The organism is Novosphingobium sp. PhB57 (assembly GCF_004342985.1).
In the GTDB taxonomy this organism is placed as follows: Bacteria; Pseudomonadota; Alphaproteobacteria; order Sphingomonadales; family Sphingomonadaceae; genus Novosphingobium.
The window spans coordinates 488,496-513,035 of sequence record NZ_SMBO01000005.1 but is presented as its reverse complement, the minus strand read 5'-3'; the positions used below and the strand labels follow the sequence as shown (position 1 = coordinate 513,035).

23 protein-coding genes are annotated in these 24,540 nt (G+C 67.2%); 3 read left to right on the top strand and 20 right to left on the bottom strand.

Going from position 1 to position 24,540, the window contains the following annotated elements; all coding sequences use genetic code 11:
- The first annotated feature begins 445 nt into the window (after positions 1-445).
- Complete coding sequence (locus EDF58_RS17510; protein ID WP_132267843.1) at positions 446-1,237, top strand: hypothetical protein; 792 nt, start codon at positions 446-448, stop codon at positions 1,235-1,237.
- 31 nt (positions 1,238-1,268) lie between these two features.
- Here EDF58_RS17510 and EDF58_RS17505 read toward each other — a convergent pair whose 3' ends face one another.
- Positions 1,269-1,730 carry an Lrp/AsnC family transcriptional regulator gene (locus tag EDF58_RS17505; protein ID WP_132267842.1) on the bottom strand — a complete coding sequence of 154 codons (462 nt, stop codon included), beginning with the start codon at positions 1,728-1,730 and terminating at the stop codon, positions 1,269-1,271.
- A gap of 136 nt (positions 1,731-1,866) precedes the next feature.
- On the opposite strand from EDF58_RS17505, the gene EDF58_RS17500 reads away from it, so the two are divergent.
- Entirely contained in the window at positions 1,867-2,919 is a 1,053-nt protein-coding gene (locus EDF58_RS17500; RefSeq protein WP_132267840.1) for a Glu/Leu/Phe/Val dehydrogenase dimerization domain-containing protein, read from the top strand.
- Positions 2,920-3,026: 107 nt separating this feature from the next.
- On the opposite strand, the gene EDF58_RS17495 is transcribed toward EDF58_RS17500, so the two are convergent.
- The 16 genes from EDF58_RS17495 to cpaB form a co-directional block, all read right to left on the bottom strand.
- Entirely contained in the window at positions 3,027-3,947 is a 921-nt protein-coding gene (locus EDF58_RS17495) for a diguanylate cyclase (RefSeq protein WP_132267839.1), read from the bottom strand.
- Positions 3,944-6,949 carry a hybrid sensor histidine kinase/response regulator gene (locus tag EDF58_RS17490; protein ID WP_132267837.1) on the bottom strand — a complete coding sequence of 1,002 codons (3,006 nt, stop codon included), beginning with the start codon at positions 6,947-6,949 and terminating at the stop codon, positions 3,944-3,946. Before EDF58_RS17490 ends, EDF58_RS17495 begins: the two co-directional genes overlap by 4 nt.
- Entirely contained in the window at positions 6,946-7,326 is a 381-nt protein-coding gene (locus EDF58_RS17485; RefSeq protein WP_134093284.1) for a hypothetical protein, read from the bottom strand. The genes EDF58_RS17490 and EDF58_RS17485 overlap by 4 nt, the downstream gene beginning before the upstream one ends.
- Before the next feature lie 157 nt (positions 7,327-7,483).
- Positions 7,484-8,728 carry a GGDEF domain-containing protein gene (locus EDF58_RS17480; RefSeq protein WP_132267833.1) on the bottom strand — a complete coding sequence of 415 codons (1,245 nt, stop codon included), beginning with the start codon at positions 8,726-8,728 and terminating at the stop codon, positions 7,484-7,486.
- Positions 8,729-8,927: 199 nt separating this feature from the next.
- Positions 8,928-9,947: a response regulator gene (locus EDF58_RS17475; RefSeq protein WP_243654335.1), complete on the bottom strand. Its 1,020-nt coding sequence runs from the start codon at positions 9,945-9,947 to the stop codon at positions 8,928-8,930.
- A 38-nt stretch (positions 9,948-9,985) separates the two neighbouring features.
- Complete coding sequence (locus EDF58_RS17470) at positions 9,986-10,447, bottom strand: hypothetical protein (protein ID WP_132267832.1); 462 nt, start codon at positions 10,445-10,447, stop codon at positions 9,986-9,988.
- On the bottom strand, positions 10,448-10,882 hold the full coding sequence (locus tag EDF58_RS17465; protein WP_132267830.1) for a TadE/TadG family type IV pilus assembly protein: 435 nt from the start codon (positions 10,880-10,882) through the stop codon (positions 10,448-10,450). It abuts the gene before it with no gap.
- Between the two features lie 9 nt (positions 10,883-10,891).
- Positions 10,892-11,062 carry a Flp family type IVb pilin gene (locus EDF58_RS17460; protein WP_132267828.1) on the bottom strand — a complete coding sequence of 57 codons (171 nt, stop codon included), beginning with the start codon at positions 11,060-11,062 and terminating at the stop codon, positions 10,892-10,894.
- 76 nt (positions 11,063-11,138) lie between these two features.
- Positions 11,139-12,935, bottom strand: coding sequence for a pilus assembly protein TadG-related protein (locus tag EDF58_RS17455; protein ID WP_243654334.1), 1,797 nt, complete (start codon positions 12,933-12,935; stop codon positions 11,139-11,141).
- A 2-nt stretch (positions 12,936-12,937) separates the two neighbouring features.
- The gene (locus tag EDF58_RS17450) at positions 12,938-13,708 is read right to left on the bottom strand and encodes a tetratricopeptide repeat protein (RefSeq protein WP_132267826.1); all 771 of its coding nucleotides are present in this window, start codon (positions 13,706-13,708) and stop codon (positions 12,938-12,940) included.
- Positions 13,708-14,583 carry a type II secretion system F family protein gene (locus EDF58_RS17445; protein WP_132267824.1) on the bottom strand — a complete coding sequence of 292 codons (876 nt, stop codon included), beginning with the start codon at positions 14,581-14,583 and terminating at the stop codon, positions 13,708-13,710. The genes EDF58_RS17450 and EDF58_RS17445 overlap by 1 nt, the downstream gene beginning before the upstream one ends.
- 17 nt (positions 14,584-14,600) lie before the next feature.
- On the bottom strand, positions 14,601-15,503 hold the full coding sequence (locus tag EDF58_RS17440; protein ID WP_132267822.1) for a type II secretion system F family protein: 903 nt from the start codon (positions 15,501-15,503) through the stop codon (positions 14,601-14,603).
- Positions 15,497-16,882 (bottom strand): CpaF family protein, encoded by a 1,386-nt coding sequence (locus EDF58_RS17435; RefSeq protein ID WP_132267821.1) that lies wholly within the window; start codon positions 16,880-16,882, stop codon positions 15,497-15,499. The genes EDF58_RS17440 and EDF58_RS17435 overlap by 7 nt, the downstream gene beginning before the upstream one ends.
- Positions 16,879-18,042 (bottom strand): histidine kinase, encoded by a 1,164-nt coding sequence (locus EDF58_RS17430; protein ID WP_132267819.1) that lies wholly within the window; start codon positions 18,040-18,042, stop codon positions 16,879-16,881. Before EDF58_RS17430 ends, EDF58_RS17435 begins: the two co-directional genes overlap by 4 nt.
- Position 18,043: 1 nt before the next feature.
- Entirely contained in the window at positions 18,044-19,255 is a 1,212-nt protein-coding gene (locus tag EDF58_RS17425) for a pilus assembly protein N-terminal domain-containing protein (protein ID WP_132267818.1), read from the bottom strand.
- Positions 19,252-20,208, bottom strand: coding sequence for a Flp pilus assembly protein CpaB (gene cpaB / locus EDF58_RS17420; protein ID WP_132267816.1), 957 nt, complete (start codon positions 20,206-20,208; stop codon positions 19,252-19,254). The genes EDF58_RS17425 and cpaB overlap by 4 nt, the downstream gene beginning before the upstream one ends.
- Positions 20,209-20,841: 633 nt before the next feature.
- Here cpaB and EDF58_RS17415 point away from each other — a divergent pair.
- Positions 20,842-22,176: a hypothetical protein gene (locus tag EDF58_RS17415; RefSeq protein WP_132267814.1), complete on the top strand. Its 1,335-nt coding sequence runs from the start codon at positions 20,842-20,844 to the stop codon at positions 22,174-22,176.
- Here EDF58_RS17415 and EDF58_RS17410 read toward each other — a convergent pair.
- From EDF58_RS17410 to EDF58_RS17400, 3 genes are all read right to left on the bottom strand, one after another.
- Positions 22,156-23,262, bottom strand: coding sequence for a HAMP domain-containing sensor histidine kinase (locus EDF58_RS17410; protein ID WP_132267813.1), 1,107 nt, complete (start codon positions 23,260-23,262; stop codon positions 22,156-22,158). The two genes, EDF58_RS17415 and EDF58_RS17410, sit on opposite strands and share 21 nt — an antisense overlap.
- Complete coding sequence (locus EDF58_RS17405; RefSeq protein ID WP_132267811.1) at positions 23,259-23,651, bottom strand: response regulator; 393 nt, start codon at positions 23,649-23,651, stop codon at positions 23,259-23,261. Before EDF58_RS17405 ends, EDF58_RS17410 begins: the two co-directional genes overlap by 4 nt.
- A 167-nt stretch (positions 23,652-23,818) precedes the next feature.
- Entirely contained in the window at positions 23,819-24,508 is a 690-nt protein-coding gene (locus EDF58_RS17400) for a helix-turn-helix domain-containing protein (RefSeq protein WP_165921469.1), read from the bottom strand.
- Between the last annotated feature and the right edge of the window lie 32 nt (positions 24,509-24,540).

The following is a 24,540-nucleotide window of genomic DNA, read 5'->3' as shown; positions in this document are numbered from 1 at the left end:
GTAACGACTATCTACTGCCACCCCGAGCCCTGAAGCCCCGGGAGCAGGCGCCGTCGCCCACATGTCCCTTCATCTAAAACCTACAATGTCAAAGAACCGGTCCCTCGCGGAACCCGCCGAACAGTAAAGCCGGACAACTAGCGCTCCCCGCTTTCTTGCGATGGGGGAACAAGCTGTCCGTCTCTGCTGGCGACCGCTGCAAAACCGTGTGGTCCGCTGCGGTGAGAGGCCCTCTAAAAGCACCCCGTGATTCGGTCAAACACTAATTTCAAAAAAACGACATACTCGCCAAAAACACGGCCCGCCGCCGCTTTCCAATGGCCGCCGCCTTCCTGCTGCCTGAAGAGGTGCGGCCGGAGGCGAATCCTGGACCCGGGTGCCCAGGCTATATCCAACCCTTGCCGAAAGGCCTTAGAACGCCCCCTCAGGAAGGAGGTCTGCGGAAGTGGCTATCGACGATGAGGACATCAGCGGCGAGGACATCGTGCCGCTGCTCCATAGGCCAAACAGCCAGGCCCTGATCGAGGCGCTGGTCCATGGCACTTTCTATCTGGACGACCCGGATGACACGGCCACGATCCTCCGCGTGGATCCCCATACACGCGCGGTGCAGCTTCGCCTTGCCTCGGGCCGAACACGCAGCGTGCCCCTCGCCTCCGGATATGTGCTGATGACGCCTGCGCTGGCCGCTGCGATCGCGGAATTGCGCACGCCCGCCGACGCAGCGCGCGACAAGGCCGAGCGCGCGCTCATCGCATTCGGCTTTCGCGCCCGTGTCGAGGAAGACGATCGCCTGCCCCTGCTGGCGGCGGTAGAGGCCGCGCAGGCCTACCGCTTGCCCTGGCGAGAGGACCGCTTCGAAGGCCTTCGCCTGGCGCGCAAGTACGGGACCCCGCGTGAGGAGGCCAGACTTGCCGCCGCCTGGCTGGAAGGAGCGGGCGATCCACCTCCCGGCGACCTGGTTATCGCGCTGGTATCGGCCTTGCGGGAGTCGGGCCGGTTGGTGGAGGCTATCCCCCATACCGAGTTGGTGACGCGCAAGGCGAGCGGCCTCGACAAGGACGAGATGCGCATCCTCCTGATCCAGCGCGGCAACCTCTGGCTCGATCGCTACGAACTGGGCCGCGACACGGAACTGCTCGAACGCGCCCGGCAATGCGCGAGGCGAAGCTGGGCCATCGAGCCGAGCGAACAGGGCAGCGCGCTTTACAACCGCATTCGCAAGCTGGAGGACTGACACGCGCCAGCGCTCCCGGAACCGGCCGCCTTCAGATCGGCAGTTCCGTCGTGGCCTTGATCTCCGAGAGCGCGACGATCGAGTTGAGTTCCTGCACCCCCGGCAACTGGGAGAGCTTCTCGAAAAAGAACTTCTCGTAAGCCTCGATGTCGGCAGCGACGACGCGGATCAGGAAGTCGATCGAGCCCATCAGCACATAACAGTCCAGCACCTCGGGAAATTCGCGAATCTTGGCCGAGAATTCGTCCAAGTTCGCGCGGCCATGGGCATTGAGCTTCACTTGCGCAAAGACATGCGCGTCCAGCCCCACTTTCTTGCGATCTACCAGGGCGACCCGGCGCTTGATGAAGCCTTCGCGTTCCAGCCGGTCGATGCGGCGCCAGCACGGGGAGGATGACAGGCCAACCCGTTCCGCGATCTGGGCCGTGGTCTGACTCGCGTCGCGCTGGAGTTCGCGGAGAATCTTCCGCTCGTAGGGATCAAGATCGGTCATTTCTTCCCCATATCAGCATTTATGAGGTCAGTCTTGCTCTCAATCAGCCCGATCGGCCCGGAATGAGGAGAGAATGCCCTCGGCGGAACTGTCATAAGGCAGGCGGCAATCACGCCATCCTGACTGGAGTTCGAAAATGGTCGCCCGCGCCAGCCGCATGACGCCGCCGATGGAATATGTCCGTCTCTACGACGAAGCAGCCGGTCTCGACGGGGTGATCGCCATTCACTCGACCGCACGCGGCCCGGCCGCCGGCGGATGCCGCTTCTGGACCTACCCCGACGAAAGCGCCGCCATGGCCGATGCCGTGCGTCTGGCCGAAGGGATGAGCTACAAGAACGCCATGGCCGAACTGCCCTTCGGCGGCGGCAAGGCCGTATTGCGCCGCCCGGCCGGCGATTTCGATCGCGCCGCTCTGTTCGAGGCTTTCGGCCAGGCCGTCGCGCGGCTTGAAGGTCGTTACGTGACGGCCGAGGACGTGGGCACTTCCGTGGCCGACATGGAAGCGGTCGCCCGTTATACCGACCATGTCGCGGGCCGCACCGCCCTGCCCGGCCGCGCCGGCGGCGATCCCTCGCCCTGGACGGCGCTGGGCGTGTTCGAAGCGATGCGCGCGGCCGTCGCGCTTCGGTCCGGCAGCGGGCTTTCGAGCATGACCGTCTCGGTGCTGGGCGTCGGCAATGTCGGCGCGCACTTGTGCGATCTGCTGGCCGAGGCCGGTGCCGAACTGATCGTGGCCGACATCGACCCCGCGCGCTGCGCACGCATGGCGGAACGCCATGGCGCCCGCGTGGTCCCCATCCACGAGATCGCCGGGGTTGCGGCCGACGTCTTCGCGCCTTGCGCGCTCGGCGGCGCGCTCGATGAGGCCACGGTGGACGCGCTCAAGGCCCAGCTGGTCTGCGGCGCGGCCAACAACCAGCTCGCCAGCGAGGACATGGCCGCGCGCCTGCTCGAGCGCGGCGTGACTTACGTGCCCGACTATGTCGCCAATGCCGGCGGGATCATCAACGTGGCGGCCGAATACTTGCGCGAGAGCGCGGACGAAGTGCGCGAGCGCGTCCTCCAGATCGGCCCCCGCGTCGCCGCCGTTTTGGACGAAGCCGCAAGGCAGGGCCTCGCCCCTTCGACCGTGGCCGATCGCACCGCGGAACGCCTGATGCAGGAACGCGTGGCCGAACCGGCCTGACAGCTTCCGGAAAATCCGTCGTCCCGGGTCTGACCCGGGACGACGTTCTCCCTATAGGCGTCCGTCCGGGCCGATTTCAGCCAAACCCCTTTCAGCCCAGGCCCCCTTCAGCCCAAACAGGGCACTTCGAATTCGGTGGCGACGATCCGGTCCCGCCCGCTCACCTTGCTGAGGTAGAGCTGCTTGTCGGCCTCGGCGATCCAGCGTTCGGGCGAAGTGTCGCCCGTGCAGCGCGCGCTGGCGACGCCGACGCTGACCGTGACGCAAGGGCTGACGTTCGACGTTTCATGCGGGATCTGCAGGGCATTGATCTGCCGCCGGATCTCCTCCGCCACCTGCATCGCCGTAACCGGATCGGCGCCCGGCAGGATGCAGACGAATTCTTCACCGCCATAGCGCGCCGTCACCGCCGTCATCCGCCGCAAGGCACGGTTGAGCGAGGCGGCGATCATGACGATGCAGCGATCCCCCGCGACATGGCCATATGTGTCGTTGAACTGCTTGAAGAAATCGATGTCCAGCATGATGACCGAGAGCCAGTCCCCGGTCCGGCACAACCGCACCCACTCGCCTTCCAGCGTCCGTTCCAGCTGGCGGCGGTTGCTGAGGCCGGTGAGCGCGTCGGTTACCGCCAGTTCGGCCAGCTTGTCGCGCAGGCGCTTCAGCTCGACATGGTTGCTCACCCGCGCGCGCAGGACGGCGGGCTGGATCGGCTTGGCCACATAGTCGATCGCGCCCAGCGACAGGCCGCGCATCTCGTCCTCGGCATCGCCGAGGCCGGTCATGAAGATCACCGGCACGTCCGCCATGACGGGATCCGTCTTGAGCTGGCGGCAGACCTCGAAACCGTCGAGGCCCGGCAGCATCACGTCGAGCAGGATCAGGTCGGGATCGACCGACCGCGCCGTCTCGATCGCTTCTTCGCCGGTGGTGGCGAAGCAGACGTCGTAGTCGTCTTCGAGCACGGCGTTCATGATCTCGATATTCGCCACATCGTCATCGACGACGAGAATGGTCGCTTTGGTCACGAAGGGATTCCTTGAGAGACGGGGCCTTCAGGGGCCGGGTTACCTTGCGGAGCGCCCGGCAATTCGTCCAGCAGAGCCAGGGCAGTGGCATAGTCCAGCCGCTGCAAAGCCTCGTGCAGGGGGTGAGCGGCGCGTTCGGCTTCAGTGAGGCCCATATCGCGCGCCAGCCGGTCGAAGGCGCCGCGCGCGCTCAGGCTGCGGCGCCGCAGCAGGGCGCGCAGATCCTCGCGCCCGTCGGCCAGGTTGCCGGTGCGCGCGGCACCGGGATCGACATCGGCGGTCGGTACGACGGGATTGATCGCGGGCGTTTCGGCCAGCGACCGCGCCGCGGCGACGGCCCTGGCCAGTTCCGGTTCGAGCGCCGCCAGCGCGGCAGCGGCCGGTGCCGGATCGTGGCGCGCCAGCCAGTGTTCGACATCGGCGGCACAGGCCTGAAGCTCGCGCAGTTCCAGCGATCCTGCCACGCCCTTGAGGCTATGGGCCACGCGCCGGGCATCGGCAACTTGCCCCGCCGCGATCCGCTGCCGGATGTCCTGCGCGGCATCGGCGTAAGTTCCCGCGAAACTGACGATCAGCTTGCGGAGCAGAGACGCCTTGCCGTTCACGCGCTTCAGCGCCTCGGCAATGCCGAAGGGGCCGAGCCGGTCGGGCAGGTCGGTCATGGCCGCGCACGCTTTCGCGGTTTCTGCCGCGTCCGTTCCCACTTGCGCCTCCGCCACCACGCTCGCCGCAGGCGCGATGCCTTCGCGCGCGGGCTTCAGCCAGCGATTGAGCGTGCGGATCAGCTGAGCCGGATCGACCGGCTTGGCGACATGGTCGTTCATGCCCACGTCCAGGCAGCGTTGCCGCTCGGCATCGAAAGCATGGGCGGTGATGGCGATGACCGGCAGTTCCTCTGCGGGCCAGGTGCGGCGGATGACCGCCGTGGCCTCGATCCCGTCCATTTCCGGCATCTGCACGTCCATGAGCACGCCGGCATAGGCCCTGCCGTTCTGGGCCACCTTGTCGCAGGCAACCCGCCCGTTCTCGGCGCAATCCACGACAAGACCGGCATGAGTCAGCAGTTCGGTCGCGATTTCGCGGTTGATCTCGTTATCCTCGACCAGCAGCACCCGCAGGCCGCGCAGGCGGGGATCGACTTTGCCTTCCACTTCGGCGCCCAGCGTCTCGACCGGGGGCGGCGCCAGGCTGGGACTGCCCCGGCGCCGATGCGGCGCGGCATGGCCCGGGCCATGCTCGATGGCGGCTTCGGCATGGCCCGGGCCATGCTCGATGGCGGCTTCGGCAAAGAGCGAGGTGATGGTCTCCAGCAGGGCATGGGGCTCGATCGGCTTGGTCAGGAAGGCGGAGACCCCCGCCTCGCCCGCTTCGGCGGCCATTTCGTCCACGGAATACGCCGTGACGATCAGCGTCACCGGAGACGGCGCGCCGTGCTGCATGCGGCGAAGCTCGCGCACGGCTTCCATGCCGTCCATGCCGGGCATCTTCCAGTCGAGCAGGACGAGGTCGTAGGCCTGGTCGCGCCCGGCCGCGCTGCCGAAGGCGGAAACGGCTTCCTCGCCCGAAGCGACGAGGTCCACGCCCATGTCCCAGCCTTCGAAGATCTCCTCCACCAGATGCCGCGCCGCCGCGTTGTCATCGGCCGCGAGCACCCGCAGCCCGCGGATATGCGGCGCGGGGACGGCACCCTCACCCAGCGCCTTGCGCGCGGCGAAGCGCATCCGGCAGGTGAAAGTGCTACCCTGCCCGGGAGCGCTGTCCACGCGGATGTCGCCGCCCATCTGCTCGACGATCTGGCGGCAGATGGCCAGGCCCAGCCCGGTGCCGCCGAAGCGGCGGGTGGTGGAATTGTCCCCTTGCGAGAAAGAGCGGAACAGGCTGGCCTGCTGCTCCGCGCTCATGCCGATGCCGTGGTCGCGCACGGAAAGCGTCACTTCCAGCGCCTGGTCCCCGGCCGAGAGCAAGTCGAGGCCGATGGTCACCGCGCCCCGGTCGGAGAACTTGACCGCATTGCTCAGCAGGTTGAGCACCACTTGCGAGAAGCGGAGTTCGTCTCCCACCACGCTGACGGGCAGGCGATGATCGATCTGCGGCACGATCTGCACGCCCTTCGCCGCCGCCTCCACCGAGAGCAGCTGCACTTGCCCGGCAATAGCGGCGCGAAGGTCGAAAGGCCGTGCTTCCAGAGTGAGCTTGCCGGCCTCGTTCTTCGAATAGTCCAGAATGTCGTTGATCAGGCGCAGCAGGGATGCACCGGCACTGCTGATCCGCTCGACATAGCCGCGCTGGCGCTCGTCCAGTTCGGTGCGCGATACCAGGTGGCAGAAGCCCAGGATCGCGTTCATCGGCGTGCGGATCTCGTGGCTCATATTGGCCAGGAACATCGACTTGGCACGGGTCGCCTCTTCAGCCTCGTGCGTGCGTTCCTCCAGCGCGGCGTTCTTGGCGACGATTTCCTCGCTCATGCGCGCGCTGCGATCGAAACTGGCGTGGAGCATGTTGTTCAGCCAGACCAGCACGCCGGTCTGGAAAGCGACGATCGTGGCATGGAGCGCCACCCGCTCCAGGTTGCCCGCGCCCGGGAACACCGCATAGGGCAGGAGATAGAGCAATACGACGTGATGCGCGGCGATGGCGGCCGCGGCCACCAGGATCGCTTCCCGGTCCAGCCAGGCGATCGTCAGCGCCAGCATCGCGAAGAAGTACATGTGCATGTCCATCTGCCACGGGTGCCCGCGCAGCAGGAACAACAGCATGGCCGGTTCCGCCATGAGCGCCACGGCCGAGAGATAGCGCGTGGCCGGCGCCGTGCCGAACCGCCGCCAGGTGACATGATAGGCCGCGGCGACGATCGCTGCCGCGATCCCGGCCCGCAGCGCCGACCAGCTTCCCGAAGTGCTCAGCGTCTGGGCGACAGCAGCCTGGATGAGGACATGGCCCCAGAGCAGCGGGACCAGGATATGGCCGAACTGGTTGCGCAGCCTGTCGACAGCGGCGTTCACAGCACGGGCTCCAGGCTGGAATCGGTGCATCCGGCCGCGAGCGGCGCAGGCGCCACCAGCCAGGCGCCGGCCGCGCGGGCCCTGGCGGCAAAGGCAGGATCGGCCGAAGCGGCGAAGACCACGTTGGCGAAGTTTCCGGTGCGGACCAGCGTGCCGTCCATGCCGCGAACCAGTGCCACGGTCCGTCCCTGCGACCAGCCGGGCGGCGTTATCACCACGAACTTGTCGTCAGTGGCGTCGCTCCAGATCGAGGCCACGAGCAAGGCCAGCAGCCCCGCGCCCAGCAGAGAGAGGGCGGGCAACAGATCGCGGACTCGAAAAGCCTCGCCTTCCAACTTGAACGGCCGCGCCGTGTCATGGACATCCTGACTTCGCACTTCAACGTAGCTCGATCGCAAGTTTGTCCCCCCCGGGTCAAAGCGATAGCTTAAGCGCATCAGGTATTGTTTTCGTAAATGTTTCTCAAGTCGCCTTTGCCTATTCGCGATCAACCGAATGCTGCATTCGATTGTCGCACTCAAAGGAAACGATACTTTACCGTGTAGGAACGATTTCTCGGGGCCGGGGCGCGTCGACCGGAAGCGTCACAAGGGGGATGGCACTGCGAAAGGCGCGGTCGCGCGGCGCCGGGGGCGCTACCGATTCGGCGCCGACCTCGCGGTGGCTGGGCCGGTTTCGGCCCTGACGTTTGGCATCGTAAAGCGCGCAGTCCGCCACCCCGAACAGCGTCTCAAGGTCGATCGCGCCGCCCGACTGGGTCGCGCAGCCGATGCTGAGCGTGCCGCCGTTCCCGCGGCCACCGCCGACGCTGGCAAAGCCGCGGCAGAGCGCCTTGGCCAAGCTCTGCGCCGCGAAGGAATCGGTGCGGGGCAGCAGGATGGCGAATTCATCGCCGCCCAGTCGCGCCCAGATCGCGTGCCCCGGCAGGGTGGAATTGAGGAAAACGCCCAAGGCCACCAGCAGGCGGTCGCCTTCGGGGTGGCCGTACCCGTCGTTGATCGACTTGAAGTGATCGATATCCAGCAGGAGCAGCGCTGCCGGAGCGCCCTCCTCCTCCAGTGCCGCGCGGGCGCGCACGTCGAACCCGCGGCGGTTGAGCAGGCCGGTCAGCGGGTCGTGCTCGGCCAGGCGGACGATGCTGCGCTCGCGCCGACGCCGCAGCGCGCCGACGATCGACAGCGCCAGCGCCACTTCCATCATGATCCCCTCGAACAGCGAGACCGAGATCATCAGGCCGGTGTAGTGGAAGAGGTTGACGAAAGCACCGGGGACGAAGGCCGTCAGCGTCTTGAACAAGTAGAAGCCGCCGTGCGCCAGGAATGCGAAAGCCAGAAGCGCGGAATCCGGATTGCGGTGCTGGCGCAGGCCGCCCAGCATGTGCCCCGATTTCAGCGATAGCACAGCCACCAGCAAGGCGTTCATCATCGAGAGCACTTGCGTGCGCGAGGCATCGTCGGGGATTGCCAGCATCAGCCCCCAGACCGGCAGCGTCAGGCACCAGCCCGGCGACACCCGGCGGCCGAGAAACGCGGCCGTGCCGTAGAGAAACGCCAGATGCGCCGTCACCAGCAGGCCGTTGGCCAGCCAGACCCCGGCGATGAAGAAACCCGGCTCGCGCAGGGGGGTGATCGCGCAGCCCAGGACGATCGCGGCGAATCCCGCGCTCCAGTAAGCCAGCGACCGTTCGCGCAGCAGGTGCCATTCGAACAGCAGGAACGCCGAAGCCACGAAGGCCACGGCATTCGTCATGAACAGCATTGTGCGCGGATCTATGGTCATGGGAACTTCGCGTCGGGAAGGATGGCGCTTGGTTAACGGTTGTTCGTAAACAAACCGTTCCACCGGCCGCATGAATCGTTTGCGGTGGTCGCTCCCCGGGTTCCGGTTCCGAAGATCTCGTTTTTCTCGACTTGCGCGGAGCGGCCGTGCGCAGCCGCTCCCTTCAACCTCGCATGCGGGCGCTTCGATCCTCAGGCCGTCACTTCACGCCCGATTTTGCGCGCTGGCGCAATTGCTCGGTCAGGTACTCCAGCAAGGGGCCTTCGAACTTCGGGTTGATGATCAGGAAGTGCCGGCGCCGGTCGTGTTCGTCGGGCAGGCGGCAAAGCACGCTTTCGCCGACCAGCCGGCGCACCAGCCGCAGCGCCGTGCTCATCGGCGCGCCGGAGGCGATGCAGGCGCTGGAAACGGAAACGCGCCGCCCCTCGATCTTGGCGAGCAGCAGGTCGAGCAGCATTTCCCAGGCCGGATCGCCGAACAATTCTCCGCCGCCGATCTCGCGGCGTTTCATTTCCTTGCGCAGGAGTTCGCGGATGAAGTCGGTAAGCTGTCCGGCCTCGGGGATCGCCGGGATTTCGGAAAGCGGAACCCTGACGACAGGCTCCGGCTCGCGCACCAGATCTCCCGCGCGGATCTGCGGCTGCGCGCCGGGATCGTCCATCAGCATCGCCAGCCGCTGCAGTTCGGTGCTGAGGCTGGACATCTTGCCGAGGAGCGATTCACGCGCGTCGGGCGTCTGGCGCAGGCCCTTGATGCGCTGCAGGGCCTGGCGCAAGTCCGACTGGTTGATCGGCTTTTCCAGGAAGTCCACCGCCGATGCCCGCATGGCGTCGATGGCGACATCCTTGCTGGCATAGCCCGTGGCCATGATGAACTGAAGGCGCAGGCCCCGCGCCTCGGCATTCTGGCCCAGGGCGTGAATCAGCGCGATGCCGTCCTGCCCGGGCATGTTGTAGTCGACGATGGCGATCGAGATCTCGTTGCTCTCGAACAGGGCCATGGCCTCTTCCGCGCTCGTGGCGACGATCGGGTCATAGCCCATGAGCCGCAGGCTGAAGGCGCATTCGCTGCCGAAATCCTCATCGTCGTCGACGATGAGAACCGGCTCGGGCCGCATCGTTTCATCGCCGACGGCATCCTCGTCCGCCCCCCCGTGGGGCTGGGCCGGGTTGAGCATGGCTCCTAGGCGGGACCGCCAGCTGGGATTCATTACGTTCATCGGCACATCCAACCTCGCCTGAGCGAAGGTTGCCCCTTTCAGATTGACGGCAGAACCTGCTGAAGGCCCACGCAGAAGATGGCGACAGCCACGATCGCCCCCGAGTCGGGACGGCGCGCGGCGGTGCGGAATTGCTGTGCGCTTGCCAGTACGAGCAGCGTCATGGCTGTGATCGCGATCATGGTCAGTGCGCCGACCAGACCGAGCCAGGTAGCCCCGGCGGCAAGAAGCTTGATCTGGCTGCCCGTGAGCACCCTCAGCCCCATGCCCGCGCGCAGGGCGGCGACGCTGCCGGCCACCAGTATCAGGCACCCGGCGCCCGCCGCCATCGCCCAGGCAAGCGCGGGCGCGCCGCCTTTCAGCGCAGCGAAGCTGAGGCCGCCGATAGCGATAACAACATAGAGAAGATCAGGCGGCCTTCGCCCCTCCCAAGGCAAAATCACCGCCGGGAGAAGCAAGATTATCAGCAAGGCCAGATTGAAATAACTCAGACCAGCCATTCAATATCCCCCATTTGTCACGACGACGCTTGCTTCTACGTTCGACGATGGCAAGGGAACGAAGTTCCCGTATTTCATTATTGGACTGCCGCTCATGTCATAGCTGACTTTGACCTTGAACGCACCCACTCCATCCGATGAAGCGGTTATTACAGCGGACGTGCCGCTGCCGAGAATGCGGCCATAGCCATCGACAACCTGCTTCGCCCGCTTCTGCGCCAGATCGACGCGCTCGCTGGTGGAAAGCCCAGCAACGGCAGCCCGCGCCCCTTCGGCCGCAGCCTGCCGCACGCCGATCAGCGCGCTGAAGTAGATCGAGTAGATGATGATCCCGAAGACCAGGGCCAGCAGCGCCGGAGCGAGAAACACAAACTCCAGCGCCGCCATTCCGCGGTTGCATTTCAACAGATACAAAGCTGATCTGCGGAACTTCATCCGGCAACCTCAGAAGTTATTGATCATGTCCTGAAACGCACCTGTAAGTCCGCTGCCAAATGCCGTGCCGATGCTGCTTATAGCGCCCACAACAATCGCTCCCAATACTGCATATTCTACGGCCGTCAGACCACGTTCGTCAGTCATCAGACGCGCGAAAAGCTTACGAATGGTATTCATGGCTCAATACTCCCCAATTCCTCCGATTAAATTTCCGCAACCGGTTGGAGGACTCCGGTGGCAGTCTTCATGAAAACTAAATCAAAACAGGCACTCCGCACCGCGCACCGGTCACCCAGACCGTCGCGTGTCCCAACTGGATGCCCAGCACCGAAAGCAGGTTGTTCAGCAGGGGATCGACCACACCGCTGACAAGCCCGGCAACGGGCTGGACCACCCCATTGACCAGCGAGAGGCGAAGCTGCGTGTTGCAAGTGCCGAGGCACGTTCCCAGGGGCTTCACTTCCAGCCCTCCCTGATCGAGAAGACTGGTGGTCAGCGAGGTGACCGTGGCGCCCAGCGAGACATCGTTGCCGATCGTCACCGCCTTGCCCTGAAGCGATGGGCTGCCGACCGTGCCGGTCCCTCCCGGCCCGAATACGAGCGACGAGCTGGCGCCGGTCACGGGCTGCACCGCGGCGCGCGCCGTCACCTCCAGCAGGGGGATGAACAGGAGCTTCGAACTGATGATCGTCGCCGGGGTGATGTCACTGGCGGTCAGCGGCGGCATGACCTTTGTGAGTGCATTGGCCGGGGCGCTGCCGAGATAGACGTTCACCAGCCCGCTGTTGGCCTGGACGGTCACCTGGGTGTCGCGGCCCTGTTCGGTGCTGCCGGTACAGTCGATGGCCGAGACCTTGGCGCTGCTGGCGGCGACATCGACGATCAGGGGGACGTTGGCCTTGGCCAGGTCTCCGAGAACGGGGATCGGAATGTCGATGATCTTCAGGTTCACGCCCAGCCGGATCAGCGAGGTGCCCACGCTGGTCTCTCCGGCGGGGCCAAACGAAAAGCGCGGCATGGCATCGAAGCCGGAGACGCCCAGTTTGATGCTCGCCACGCTGTCCGGCAGTACCAGTCCGGTCAGGGTGGAAAGGTCGATCACGGCAGGGTTCGCCTGCGACGCGAAGGAGACGAGCTGATAGGCGTTCAGGCCGGCCCGCAGCGCGGGCTGCGCATCGGCGCCGCCCACCGGCATGTTCTTCCACACGCCCACCGAAAAGAGGCCGGAGAGCGGCACCCGGTAGCTGTTGGTCACCTGCCCGGCAAAGGCGGTCAGGCCGGCTCTGGTCTTCGCATCGGTGGTGGCGGCGGCCGCAGCGGTGGCGATGTCGCGAAGGCCGTAGCTGCCCTTTATCAGGTCTCCGTAAGTCCCGGTGAAGCCCGTCCTGCCGGCCAACGCGTCGAAGAACAGGCCGGCATCGACATTGCCGTTCATCAAACCTTCGATGTCGGTGCTTGTCAGGCGCAACTGGATCCCCAGCAGCGCGCCGAGCAGGTTGTTGACGAGGGTGACGAGCGGGTTCGAGATCGTCAGCAGCCCCGAAGTCACACTCACCCCTGCCTCATCGATGCGGGCGGCGGAGGCGGTGGCGGTGAGGTCGGGGATCGGGCCGGCTTCGCCCAGGACGCCGGTGAGGAAACGGCGGCTTGCCTTGCTCGTGACCACCCGGACCGCATTGGCGAGGCCGTTGCCGGGGCAGCGCGCCATCGTCGGGTCGAAGCGCTGGTCGGTGGCCTGGCCGATGTCGGCGCAGTAGCGGCCGATCTGGACCGACTTGAGCACGGCGGGATCGTAGCCGTTGCGGGTCAGGTAGTCGCGCGCGCGGGCTTCGGCGCGGTAGGGGTCCATGGCGGCCGCCAGAGCCGCCGCCTCGGTGGCCGCGCGCAAGTCGCGGTTGCCCTGGTAGTAGAGCCCGACATCCAGAGCCAGCCCCGCCGCGCCCAGCAGCGAGACGCCCAGCACCGCCACCATCGGCCCGATCACGCCGCCCTCGTCGCCCTTCAGTTCGCGCAGGGGCCGCAGTCTGGGGAAGGGGCGGAGGCGGGCCACGGTCAGTTCTCCCGCGCCGCGATGGCAGGCGCTGCGACCGGGGTCGCCGGGATTGCGGAGGGTGACGCCGAGGTCAGCAGAAGCGCGGCCTGTTCCGCGATCTGCGCGCGCAGCGTGGACCGGGCGGCGGCATCGCGGACGGTGGCGAGCAGCGCCTCGGCCTCGGCCCGGCGCCCGGCGACGGTCAGCGCCAGCGCGAGATTGTTGCGCACCACTTCGTTGCCCGGCGCCAGGTCCCGCGCGGCCTTGAGCGCTTCCACCGCCTGCCCCGCCTCTCCGCCGCGCAGAAGCGCGTAGCCGAGGGCATTGCTCGCCAGCGGATCGGCCGGGCTGACGCGCAGCGCGGTGCGATATTGCTCCGCCGCCGCCGGCCAGCGTCCTTGCGCGGCCAGGACATGGCCGCGCACGGCCTCGGCCTCGGCGCTGTGGTCCGAGGCGGCGATCTGCGCCAGGGCGGCCTGCGCCTGGTCGTTCTGGCCGAGGTCCAGCAGGCAATTGATCCGCAGGATGCGCGATTCCCGGTCACCGGGATATTGCCGGTCGAAATCATCGAGGAACGCGAGCGCCGCGCGCTGGCGGCCGTCCTTGCGGGCCTGCTGGATCAGCACGAGGTAAAGCTGGCGGGTCGAGCCGGACGCTTCCGCGCCAAGGGCTTCGGCGGCAAAGGCGCGGCCCGCCAGCGGGGGGGAAAGCAGGGCGGGAACGGGCGACAGGACCGCGGCGGCGAGCGCAAGCGCGGCCGGGGTCACGGGAAAGAGGCGGCGACGGATCATCACTTGACGCTCCCCAAAGTGTCGAGAATGGCGGCTACCGGCGGGCCTGCGAGGACGATGAACAGCGCCGGCATGAAGAACACGAGCATCAGGATCACCATGCGCACGGTGATCGTGCCGATCGCCTCGCGGGCGCGGGCGACGCGGCGCTGGGAGAACTCGCGGATGAATTCGCGCAGCGCCGGGACCAGCTCCATGCCCTGGAACAGGGACTGCCGGAACACCGTGGCCAGTTCGCGCGCGCCGGTCACGGCCACGCGGGCGGCCCAGCGGTCGAACGCGAGCTGGTAGTCCTGCCCCCGGTCCAGATCCTCGACCAGCATGGCCACCAGCCGCGCGTGATGCGGCACGGCGACGCGCTCTTCGCGGGCGATGGCGCGGAAGCACTGGTCCAGCGAGACGCCGCTCTCCAGCATCATCAGCATGAGATCGAGCAGGAAGGGGAACTCGGCGGTCAGAATGCGCTCGCGCGAGGCGGCCCGCATGCGCAGGGCGTACTTGGCGCCGATGTAGGTCAGGCCGGACAAGGCCAGCGTGGGGAACAGCGGGCGCAGCGGATTGCCGCTGGTGGCCAGGCAGGCGAGCATCGAGGCGAGCGCCACGGCGGCCGTCGCGGCCAGGCGCAGCCAGGCGAAGGCCTCCAGCGCGCCGGGTTCGAAATAGCCGGCCTTGCGCAGCTTCTGCTCCACTTCCTCGCGGTCCCGCCCGCGCACCACGAACACGCGGGGCAGCGGGAAGCGGGCCCCAGTGGAGGCGCCGCCGGCGCGGCCGGACTGCCCGTCTATGCGCTGGCGCAGGCGGGCGTCGGCATCGAGCATCCGCACGCCGAAAACCACCAGCACGAGGCTGCCCGCCGCCAGGGCGAAGAGGAGCATGGGGCCGAGCGCCGGCATCAGAACTCAAGCCTCAGCATGCGGCGGATGATGAGGATGCCCGCCACTTCGAGGCCGATCGCCAGGAAGGAAAGCGACCGTCCGCGCGAATCCGAGATGAAGAAGTCGAGATAGGCCGGGTTCATCAGCACGAGGCCGATCATGGCCAGGAGCGGCATGGCGATCAGCACGCGCGAGCTGACTTTGGCCTCCGACGTGGCGGCGGCAAGTTCGCGGCGGATGCGCAGGCGCTCGCGCAGGATGTGCGCCAGGTTGGTGAAGACCGCGCCGATCGAGCCGCCGTAGCGCAAGTTGGTGCGAATGGCGGCGGCGATCATCGACACTTCGGGAACCTGGATGCGGTCAGCCAGCTGCTGCATCGTCTCGGCCACGGGCGCGCCCATTTCCAGCCGCCGCGCGGCCGTGTCGAAGAAGGAGCGCACCACCGGAGAGGCATCCGCCAGCGCGCGGGCCAGGGCCTGCGAGAGCGAGTTGCCCACGGCCTGGAGCTGGCGCACGCCGTCGAGATAGAGCGGCAGGGCCTCGGTCAGGGCGTCCACGCGCTTGCGGGCGCGGCCGCGCAGCCAGGACAGCGCCGCCATCGGCAGCCCGAGCAGTACCCCCAGCGCGAAAGCCGGGCCGGCCAGCACCAGCACCAGGAAGACCAGGCCCAGGCCGACCAGCGCCAGCAGCCGCACGGTCTGCACCGTGATCTCCAGCTGGGCCTGCGCCAGCAGCGGCGCGATGCGTTCCGGCACCGAAATCGCCACCGAGGAGCGCACCGGCGCGGAGCCGGGCGTGGTCAGCCCGGCCAGCCGCCGGTCGATGGCCGCCAGGCTGCGCGCCCGCTCACCCAGGAGGGCGAAGAGCACGCCGCCCAGGATCAGCAGGGCCAGGATCAGATAGGCGGCGCCCTTCACCATGCGGTCGAGGCTCCCCGGCCGCTGGCAAGGCCCGAACCCGTGGAGCCTTGCGCCAGCCCGGGCATCGGATAGTCCTTGAGGCGCGCCGCATGATAAGGCCGCGGCGAGAGCGTCTGGAACGTGCCCTCCCCCGACATCGGCGGCTGCTCCTCGAAGCGGAAAAGCTCGTTCAGGGTGAAGGCGTCGCCTTCGGTGCCGGTCACTTCGCTGATCGAGGTGACGCAGCGCATGCCGCTGGCCAGGCGCTGGATGTTGACGATCACATGGATGCTGTTGGCCACGAAACGCCGCACCGCGCGCACGTCGTTCTGCTGCCCCGCGAAGCCGAGCAGCATTTCCAGCCGCGACAGCGCATCGCGCGGGGAATTGCCGTGAAGCGTCGCCATCGACCCGTCGTGGCCGGTGGACATGGCCTGGAGCATCTCCACCGCCTCCACGCCGCGCACTTCGCCCAGGATGATCCGGTCCGGCCGCATGCGCAGGGCGTTGCGCACGAGATCCCGCGCGCTCACCTCACGGCTGCCGTCCACGCTGGGCGGGCGGGTTTCCAGCCGCACGACGTGGTCCTGGCAGAGTTGCAGCTCGGCCGCGTCCTCGATGGTGACGAGGCGTTCGTGGTTGCTGATGCAGCCCGACAGCACGTTGAGCAGGGTGGACTTGCCCGCCCCGGTGCCGCCGCAGATCAGGACGTTGAGCCGCGAGCGCACGGCGGCGGCGAGATAAGTCGCCATCGGGCCGCTCATCACGCCGCCAGCGACGCAGTCGTCCAGCGTCAGGGCCTGAAGGCGGAACTTGCGGATCGAGACCAGCGGGCCGTCGAGCGCGATCGGCGGGATGACGATGTTGACGCGCGATCCGTCCGCGAGGCGGGCGTCGCAGAAAGGCGTCGCCTCGTCCACGCGGCGGCCGATGGGGCCGACGATGCGCTGGATGATGTTCATGAGATGGGCATCGTCGCGGAAGCGCGTTTCCACGCGCTGCAGCAGGCCGCCGCGCTCGGCGTAGATGGCGTGAGCGCCGTTGACGATGATGTCGTCTATCGAACCGTCGCGCAGCAAAGGCGCCAGCGGGCCGAGGCCGACCACTTCGTCCTCCACGTCCTCGATCAGCAGGAGGCGCTCGGCACTGTTGAGGGCAAGCTGGCCGCGGCGGCTGCGGCTGTTGATGACTTGTTCGATCTCGTGGCGGAGCGTGCGCTGGTCCAGCGATTCCGCGGTGATCCCCTGGGTCTCCAGCTGTTCTATGACCTGCTGGCAGGTGATCGCCTTGACCGCCTGGTAGCTGTCGCTCATGCGCTGGGCCGAAGGCTGCGCCACCGCGGACTTGCGGCGACCCGCGGCCAGGCCCTCCTGCAGTTCCTCGGTGGTCAGGAGGCTCATGCGCTGCGCTCCACGGAGCGCAGGATGGCCCGGCGCATGCGGTCGATGCTGCCGCCGGACTTCGTCGGAGCGGCGATGTTGCAGGCGCGGCGCACGGCCTGGCCATAAGCGCCGCTCTCCCGGTCGTAGATCAGCGGGCGGCCGGCATTGAGGGCATTGGCGGTGCGCACCCGGTCCGTCGGCACGCCCATCACGGCCTCCACACCCAGCACGTCGGCCATGCGCCGGCCGTCGAGCAGGATGCGCGGATCGTAGTCCCAGACCAGCAGGCGCATGCGATTGCCGCTGGCAGTGTCGAGCGCGATCTTGTCGAGCAGGCGGCGGCAGGCTTCGAGTTCGCGGATCGACTGGCTGCAAACGATCTCGATGGCCTGCGCCTGAGAGGCCAGTTCGCGCAGCAGGCCGCCATGGCGCAGGCTGCCTGCCGAAACCACCACTTGCGCGAAGTTGGCGCGCAGCAGCTGGATCAGGCCGACCACGTCGTTGGGGCCGACACCGGCCGGCTCCGCGCCGGTGCCGCCGTCGAACGTCAGCAGGGACAGACCGCTGGCCTCGTGCCGCGCCAGGGCGTCCGAAAGCAGGCTGGTGTCCATGCGGTCGAGATCGGCGACGGCAGAGGCCACGCCGTAGTCCACCTTGAGGTCGAGATAGGCCTCGGCCGTGCTGGTGGGCAAGGTGAAGTCCACCAGCAGCGTCGGCATCTGGGCCAGGCTGCAGGCCAGCGCCATGTCGGTCGCCAGCATCGGCAGCGCCTCGCGGTCGTTGCCGAGCACGATGGTCAGGCGGCCCAGCCGGCCCTGCGTGGTGAGCGCGGTGTTCATCACCCGCGTCAGGATTTCGGATATTTCGGCGCCCGCCGCCGCGCGCGGCAGCACGTCCGCCGCGCCGGCGCGGATCGCCTGCAGCACTTGCCCGGCGTACATGTCCTCGGTGGCGACCACCACCGCGCGGCCCGGTGCCATCTGCGCCACTTCCCCGATCGAGGACGAGAGCGAGCGCTCCGCCGGAACCGAGGCATGGTCGATCACGACGATGCCGGGGCCATCGAGATCGCTGTGCTCCAGCGATTGCACCATTTCGACGGCGACATGCTCGCCCATGGCGTCCGTCAGGCGTTGGGCCAGCGTGCGGTCTACGGAGAGGAGGTGGATCTTGGGCATGTCAGGGCCTCACGACGCCGAAGGTTTTCACGGACTGCTCGACGCCGTCGTTGCCGACGATCATCTGGCCGAGGCTGGGATCGGGATTGCCGGGCGCCGAGGGCAGCGCCACCGGCGCAGTGCCGGGCTCGACCAGTCGCGGCGTCGCCACGATGATCAGCTCCTGCCGTTCCTTCTGGGTCTGCTGCCGCTTGAAGAAGGCGCCCAGCACCGGCAGGTCGCCCAGGAACGGCACTTTGTCCTTGGTGATCGCGCTGTTGGTATAGTTGAGTCCGGCGATCACGAAGCTCTGGCCGCTGCCCAGTTCCACGGTGGTTTCCGCGGAGCGGCGGCGGATGCCGGGCACCACGTAGCCCTGAAGCTGCACGCCGTTGCTGTAGTCCAGTTCGCTCACTTCGGGCGCCAGTTTCAGCACGATGTGATCGGAGGAGAGCACATAAGGCGTCACCGTCAGGCGCACGCCGAATTCCTTGTACTCGATCGACAGGGTATTGCCGTTGCCGCCGCTGTTCTGCGGCACCGGCACCGGAAACTCGCCGCCGGCCAGGAAGCTGGCCTGCTCGCCGGAACGCACCAGCAGGGTGGGCTGCGCCAGGAGCTGGGACAGCCCGTTGGACGAGAGCGCGCTCAGCACGGCGCCGATCCCGTGGTTGCGGGCTGAAAGGAACAGGTTGAAGGCGCTCTGGATCGGCACCGAAGCGTCGATCGACAGCCCGGTCCGGTCGTTGCTGTAGCTGTTGACCCCGCTGGGCGAGATCACGGCGCCCTGAAGGTCTCCGGCCAGCTTGGCGAAGCTGAAGCCCAGCGCCTTGAGCGTGGAGCTGGAGACGGCCGCGAACTGCACGTCCACCGCCACGACTTTCTCACCAGGGCGGTAGCCCGCGGCCTGGCCGGTAAAGCCCGCGCCGCCGATGCGGACGTTGCGTTCGCCCATGACGGTGCCGTCCTGCGCGAAGACGGTCAGCACGGCATCGCCCACCGCCAGCGCCTTGATGCGGATCGACTGCGCGGTCGGGGCCGAGACGCCGATCACGTTCTCGCGGCTCACTTCCACCCGGCCGATCGCCTTGGGGAAGGACAGGGTGCGCTGGTCGTCCACTTGCAGGAGTTCCTGCTGCTCCTCGCCCCGCGCCTGGGCGTGGGCGGGAGCGGCCAGAGAAGCGCCGGCAAGGCCGGCTCCGGCCAGGACGCAGGAGGCGATCAGGGCTTTCACTGCGATGCACTCCCGGAATAGATGACCTGGCGATTGCCGCCGACGACGAGTTCGATGGCCTGCGCGCCGCCGGACTGGCTACCCGGCCTTGGCGCAGGGCGCGCTGCGGGCGTGGGGCGGGGCGCTGGGGCGGGGCGGGGGGCCGCATAAACGGGCGCCGGCACCGGATAGGGCATGGCCGGGCGCGGCAGCGGCGCGGAGGCCACTTGCGAAACCGCCACTTCGACGCTGTCGCCCGGGTTGCGCAGCGAAAGCGTGAGCGCGCCCGTGCTCTTGGCCAGCGAGAGCTGCGATACCTGCTCGGGCGAAAGGGCCAGCGTCACCGTTCGGGCGGGCGGCGGCTCGGCCGCGACCGTGCCCGTCACGCCAGTTGCAGGCTGGGTGCCGACCACCGCCTCGCCCACGGCCAGAACCGGAACCATCTGCAGCAGCGTGCGCGCGCGGCTGACGCCGCTGGCCCGCGCGCCGCTGAGGGCGTCTTCGCCGGGATAGACGACTTGCACGTCCACCCGGTCTCCCGGCCGGACCAGACCGGCCACGGCGATTTCCGCCGTCGTGTCGATGCTGATCGCGCGCATGCCCATCGGCACGCGGATCGCCAGCTTCGTTTCCTGTCCCACCGCCGTGCGGGGGATCAGCGCGTTGGCGCGAATGTCCTGCGTGGCCACTTTGCCGACGATCTCCGCCGGGGTCACCGCGGTGGGGAAGCGTGCGGGATCGGACCGGGCATTACGGATCATGTCGGCGGTGATGGTTTCGCCCACCTTGATGTCGCGCGTGGTGGCGGCAAGCACGGTGTAGGAAGGCTCCGACTTGCCCAGCGGGATGCGGGCGGCGGCATCGGCCACCGGCCTGGCAGCCCGTCCCAGTTCGCGAACCCCCAGAAAGGCAAAGCAGCAGGCCGCAACCAGCCCAACGCCGATTGTCAGCTTCGCCTTCGAACCGAGCCGCATGCCCATTCCCCCTGGTCCCTTGCGTCTACGCAAATCGGATCGACTGCCCCGAAGATCCGAAATGGAGATTTTCAATCATTCGACGGCTGAAATCGCCGTCTTGCGTATGAATGATAGCGGCTCTCGAATATGATCCGAGATGGAGAAATAGCCGATACGACCGCAATCAGCGGGAGTCTTTCTCAAGCGTTAAAGCCCCGGAAAGTATACCTTTGCTCATTTCCTCCAAATCAGGCGTCAATCCTGATCTTTGGCCATTTAGGGGTACGCCAAGACTATCGCCAAACATGTTCGGATCGGTTCTTTCCGATCCACGCAAAAGCCGGTTATGCGTTAGCAGGGAAAACATAAGGCAAGAGCAGAACAGAATGGATCGCCTGCTTTGCGCATTCTCGTCTGACGCTTCTCTTCGGCTTCCGCCGACATTTGCGAAGATTATCGCCGGATTAACATTCTGAAAGCGGCTTGCGGATCCAGCTGAACGGCGCTTTGTTAGTCTATTTACTTACGACCGCATAAAACCTTCTATCAGGTTTATTTCGCGGTTGCGAAAACCCGTCGGGCTGGCAATCATCGATCCGTCCGGACTCGCAGACGCAGGGCGTCCGATCCGGGCTCGGGGGCCAGACTGCAATGATAGTGCCGAACAACAACGTCGTGGAATTTCCGCCGGCTGCTCCGGCGGGGACCAACTCTTCCGGGGCCGGGCCGTCGGGAGTACCGGGGGCCAACGACGATGGCCTGCCGGGAGGCAAGAGCGCCTCCCGCGGCGCAGGCTTCGCGCCGCAACTGGCCATGCGGCTGCGTGCCTGGGAAGACGGCACGCGTTTCTATCCCGGCGCCATCGCGCTCTGCGCGCTTTGCCTCGGCCTCGTTTCCAGCCATGCCCCCGCCGCCGGCGTGATCGGTTCGGCCGCAGCGGGCGCTCTCTTCGTCCTGCACAAGACGATCAAGGCCGCGCTGGTCACCGCCGCCCTCAGCGCGGGCTTCTACCTCATTCCCGAAGCCCGGATCGCGCCCGCCTACTGGACCACCCTGGGCATGGTCGCCGCGGCCGGGTTCTTCCCGCGCAGCCTCGTCACCGTGCTGCTGCGCGCGCCGCGCTGGACCTGGGTGCTGGCACTGCTGGTCGCCATGGCCAGTTTCTGCGCCACGCTGATCGTCCCCGGCCTGCCGGCGACCGTTGCGGTCTTCACCGGATCGCTGAGCGCCGCGTTCCTGGGTGCCGGCCTCGCGCGGCACCTCGCCATGGTCGACGCCCGGCTGCTGGCCTGGGGCGAGGACGGCCTGGTGCCCGTCACCCGCGACCTGCTGCTCGGGCGCGTAACCGCGGGCATGCTGCACGACCTGGCGCAGCCGCTGAACGTGATCTCCATGGCCAACGGCAACATGCGCTACATCGTCGAGCAGCTCGACATCGGCGAAGAGAGCCGCAAGCAATTGCTGGACCGGGTCGCGCGCATTTCCACGCATACCGAGGCCGCGGCCTTCATCCTCAGCCTGTTCCGGTGGTTCGGCCGCGATGGCGACAAGGAGCGCAGCGCGCTCAGCGTGCGCAGCGCGCTGGAGCGGGCCGTGGCCGCCACCAAGTCCAACGTGCGGCACCACGGCGTCTCGGTGGAACTGGACGGCAATGCCCTGGACCATCTCCTGCCCGAACATCACGGCGCGCTGGAGATGATGGCGGTGGCCGCGCTGCTCAGTGCCTTCGGCAGCTTCATCGGGCCGGGCAGCGAGAAGCGAAAGGGCAAAGTCCTGCTGCGCGCCGCCATGACGCCGGTTCACGTCGTGGTGACGGTCCAGTGCATCGACGAGAACGAGGCGCCTGCCCCCGGCTGCAAGCTGGACCATGCCACGCTCTGGCTGGTCGAACAGGTCGCGATCGAGGCGGGCGGGGACTTCCGCTCCATGCTGCGATCCAGTCAGCCCACGCGTTTCGTGATCCGCCTAGGCCGCGACGACATCTGAAGTTGCCGGCCTGCCCGACGCGGAAGGCAGGCAGATTTCCACCCGGGCGCCCACGCCCTGATTGGACACCAGCCGGATGCCGCCCTTGGCCTTTTCCATGATCTGACGGCAGATGTGCAGGCCCAGGCCGGTGCCGTCCTGCGCTTTGGTGGTGAAGAACGGTTCGAAGGCCAGCCGTTCGAGATCGGCGGAAAGGCCCGCGCCATTGTCGGTCACCACGCAGCGCATCTGGCCGGGCTTGCCTTCCAGGGCGATGGCGATCCGCCCCTCCCCGTCCCAGCCTGCCGCGCGGCGCGACTGGATGCTGTCGGCGGCGTTGCGCAGGACGTTGACGAAGACCTGCTCCAGCTCCACCCGCCCCAACGCGACACAGGCGGAGAGGCCCGTGGGTTCCAGCTCGACGGCGATCTCCGCCCGCTCGAACAGCGCTTCCAGGAACTCCACCGCGCTGGCGGCCGCTTCCATCACGTCGGTATGGCGGGCGACGATCTTCTCGTCTGCGGCCTGACCCAGCGTGCGCTTGATGATGACCTGGGCGCGCAGGACCTGCTCGGCAATGCGCGAGGCGCTGGTCTGAAGGCGCGAGCGCGTGGTGTCCGGCCGGTCCAGCATGAGACGCAGGCTCTCGTTCGCCATCGAGATCGTGAAGAGAGGCTGGCGCAGTTCATGGGCCAGGGTCAGCGCCCTTTCGCCCAGATCCGCCATGCGGGCGCGCTCGGCCATGGCCTCGTGCCCCATTTCCTCGTGGGACACGCGCGGCTCGGGCGCATTCAAGAGCACCGCGCTGGCCCAATGCATGCCGCCCAGGTTGCCGCGCAGGATCACGGTCAAAGTGCTGCGCGGGCCGGTGCGAAGATCGGTCGTCACGTCCGAGCGGCCGCTCAGCGCGGCAAGGCGCAGGACATCCTCGGAATGGATCGCCAGGGCCTCGGGCTGCTCGCCCTCCCCGGCATTCTCGCGGCGGAACAGGATCGTCTTCGCGGCCGCATCCAGGCGCAGGTCGCTGACGACCCGCAGGCCGACATGCTCGCGCAAAGCCTCTATCAGGCCGCTCGCGGCGGCCGTATCATCGCCGATCCCCGTCACGCACCGACACCGTTGGCCAGCATCTTGCGGATCGTGCCGATCAGCGCCTGCGGCTGCACCGGCTTGGTCAGGAACGTGTAATGCGACGTGCCGGCCACCAGATCCTCGCGCATCTGGTCACCGGTGATGAAGACATATTCGAATTCCCGCGCGCCCAGCTTCGGGTGCTTGCGGACGCGGGATACGATGTCGAGCCCCGATTCGCGGTCCAGCCGCAAGTCGCAGGCGACCACGCTGACGGCCGGATGGCGCTCCAGCATGTCCACGGCTTCGGTGAGATTGGCGGCACCGACGCCGGGAATGCCGTGAAGCGACATCAGGGTCAGCAACTCTTCGACGATGGCCGAAAAATCATCGAGAACAAGTACCCTGGCCTGGTCGTCCCGCATCCGATCCCGTTCCTCCGTGTGACGTCCGCCACCAGCAGCCACTGGTGGATCGCCACTGGACATCGTTACTCCTATAAGCGCGGGACATTATCAATAAATGAAAGCGGGATGCACGAACTTTCACGTCAAGCCGTTCGAACGGCTTAAAAAAATGCCTGCAATCGAATTCAGAACTCGATTACGATTTTCACTTTCGCCGGTGCGACATTGAAGTGGGTCGCGATCTGATCGCGATATTGGGCCATGAGAAAGGCCAGGTTATCGGTGCGCGGCAGGCCGTCCAGTTCGTCGACCGTGGTGCCCAGCGCTTCGGCTATTCCCTTCAGGCGGGCATCCTGCGGACGGGCGCGACCGTGCTCCCAGGCCCAGACCGTCGGCTTGCTGACGCCGATCCGCTCGGCCAGTTCGCCCTGGCTGAAGCCGTTCTGCTTGCGCAGCCGCCGCAGGCGCCGGGCCAGCGATTCCTGCGCATCGTCATCGGTATCGGACGCGGCATCGGCAGCGTCCTCCTCTTCCGCTTCCTCGGCCGCGAGCGGCGCCGCGCGCAGCCGGGCCGCGCCCAGCACCGCCGCGGAGATCGGCGTCTCGAAACGGCAGCCGTAGAAGCTCTCGCTGTGCCACATCACCCGGGCGCGCACGCGTTCGTGTTCCGACAGGTCGATCTCGATCACATCGTCGACCGTCAGCTCGACGTCGCTTTCGACAAGCAGGCCGCCCTGGGAGAGGTTGTGCACCACCACGTCCGCCTCCTGCCCGTCGGCCCGTACCTGCGCATCGAGCAGGAGGCTGAAGCGCGGCAGGTTCGACCGCGCATCGCGCTCGAAACGGGCGGGCAGGCTCTGGTTGCCCCAGTTCATCGGGCCTCCTTCATCGGCATGCTCTCCTTGAT

What these genes read in the sequence shown, in the direction of transcription:
- EDF58_RS17505 (WP_132267842.1), bottom strand. Translation starts at nt 1,730, where the DNA reads ATGACCGATCTTGATCCCTACGAGCGGAAGATTCTCCGCGAACTCCAG.
- EDF58_RS17500 (WP_132267840.1), top strand. Translation starts at nt 1,867, where the DNA reads ATGGTCGCCCGCGCCAGCCGCATGACGCCGCCGATGGAATATGTCCGT.
- EDF58_RS17480 (WP_132267833.1), bottom strand. Translation starts at nt 8,728, where the DNA reads ATGACCATAGATCCGCGCACAATGCTGTTCATGACGAATGCCGTGGCC.
- EDF58_RS17475 (WP_243654335.1), bottom strand. Translation starts at nt 9,947, where the DNA reads ATGAACGTAATGAATCCCAGCTGGCGGTCCCGCCTAGGAGCCATGCTC.
- EDF58_RS17470 (WP_132267832.1), bottom strand. Translation starts at nt 10,447, where the DNA reads ATGGCTGGTCTGAGTTATTTCAATCTGGCCTTGCTGATAATCTTGCTT.
- EDF58_RS17465 (WP_132267830.1), bottom strand. Translation starts at nt 10,882, where the DNA reads ATGAAGTTCCGCAGATCAGCTTTGTATCTGTTGAAATGCAACCGCGGA.
- EDF58_RS17460 (WP_132267828.1), bottom strand. Translation starts at nt 11,062, where the DNA reads ATGAATACCATTCGTAAGCTTTTCGCGCGTCTGATGACTGACGAACGT.
- EDF58_RS17450 (WP_132267826.1), bottom strand. Translation starts at nt 13,708, where the DNA reads ATGATCCGTCGCCGCCTCTTTCCCGTGACCCCGGCCGCGCTTGCGCTC.
- EDF58_RS17445 (WP_132267824.1), bottom strand. Translation starts at nt 14,583, where the DNA reads ATGCTCCTCTTCGCCCTGGCGGCGGGCAGCCTCGTGCTGGTGGTTTTC.
- EDF58_RS17440 (WP_132267822.1), bottom strand. Translation starts at nt 15,503, where the DNA reads ATGGTGAAGGGCGCCGCCTATCTGATCCTGGCCCTGCTGATCCTGGGC.
- EDF58_RS17435 (WP_132267821.1), bottom strand. Translation starts at nt 16,882, where the DNA reads ATGAGCCTCCTGACCACCGAGGAACTGCAGGAGGGCCTGGCCGCGGGT.
- EDF58_RS17430 (WP_132267819.1), bottom strand. Translation starts at nt 18,042, where the DNA reads ATGCCCAAGATCCACCTCCTCTCCGTAGACCGCACGCTGGCCCAACGC.
- cpaB (WP_132267816.1), bottom strand. Translation starts at nt 20,208, where the DNA reads ATGCGGCTCGGTTCGAAGGCGAAGCTGACAATCGGCGTTGGGCTGGTT.
- EDF58_RS17415 (WP_132267814.1), top strand. Translation starts at nt 20,842, where the DNA reads ATGATAGTGCCGAACAACAACGTCGTGGAATTTCCGCCGGCTGCTCCG.
- EDF58_RS17405 (WP_132267811.1), bottom strand. Translation starts at nt 23,651, where the DNA reads ATGCGGGACGACCAGGCCAGGGTACTTGTTCTCGATGATTTTTCGGCC.
- EDF58_RS17400 (WP_165921469.1), bottom strand. Translation starts at nt 24,508, where the DNA reads ATGAACTGGGGCAACCAGAGCCTGCCCGCCCGTTTCGAGCGCGATGCG.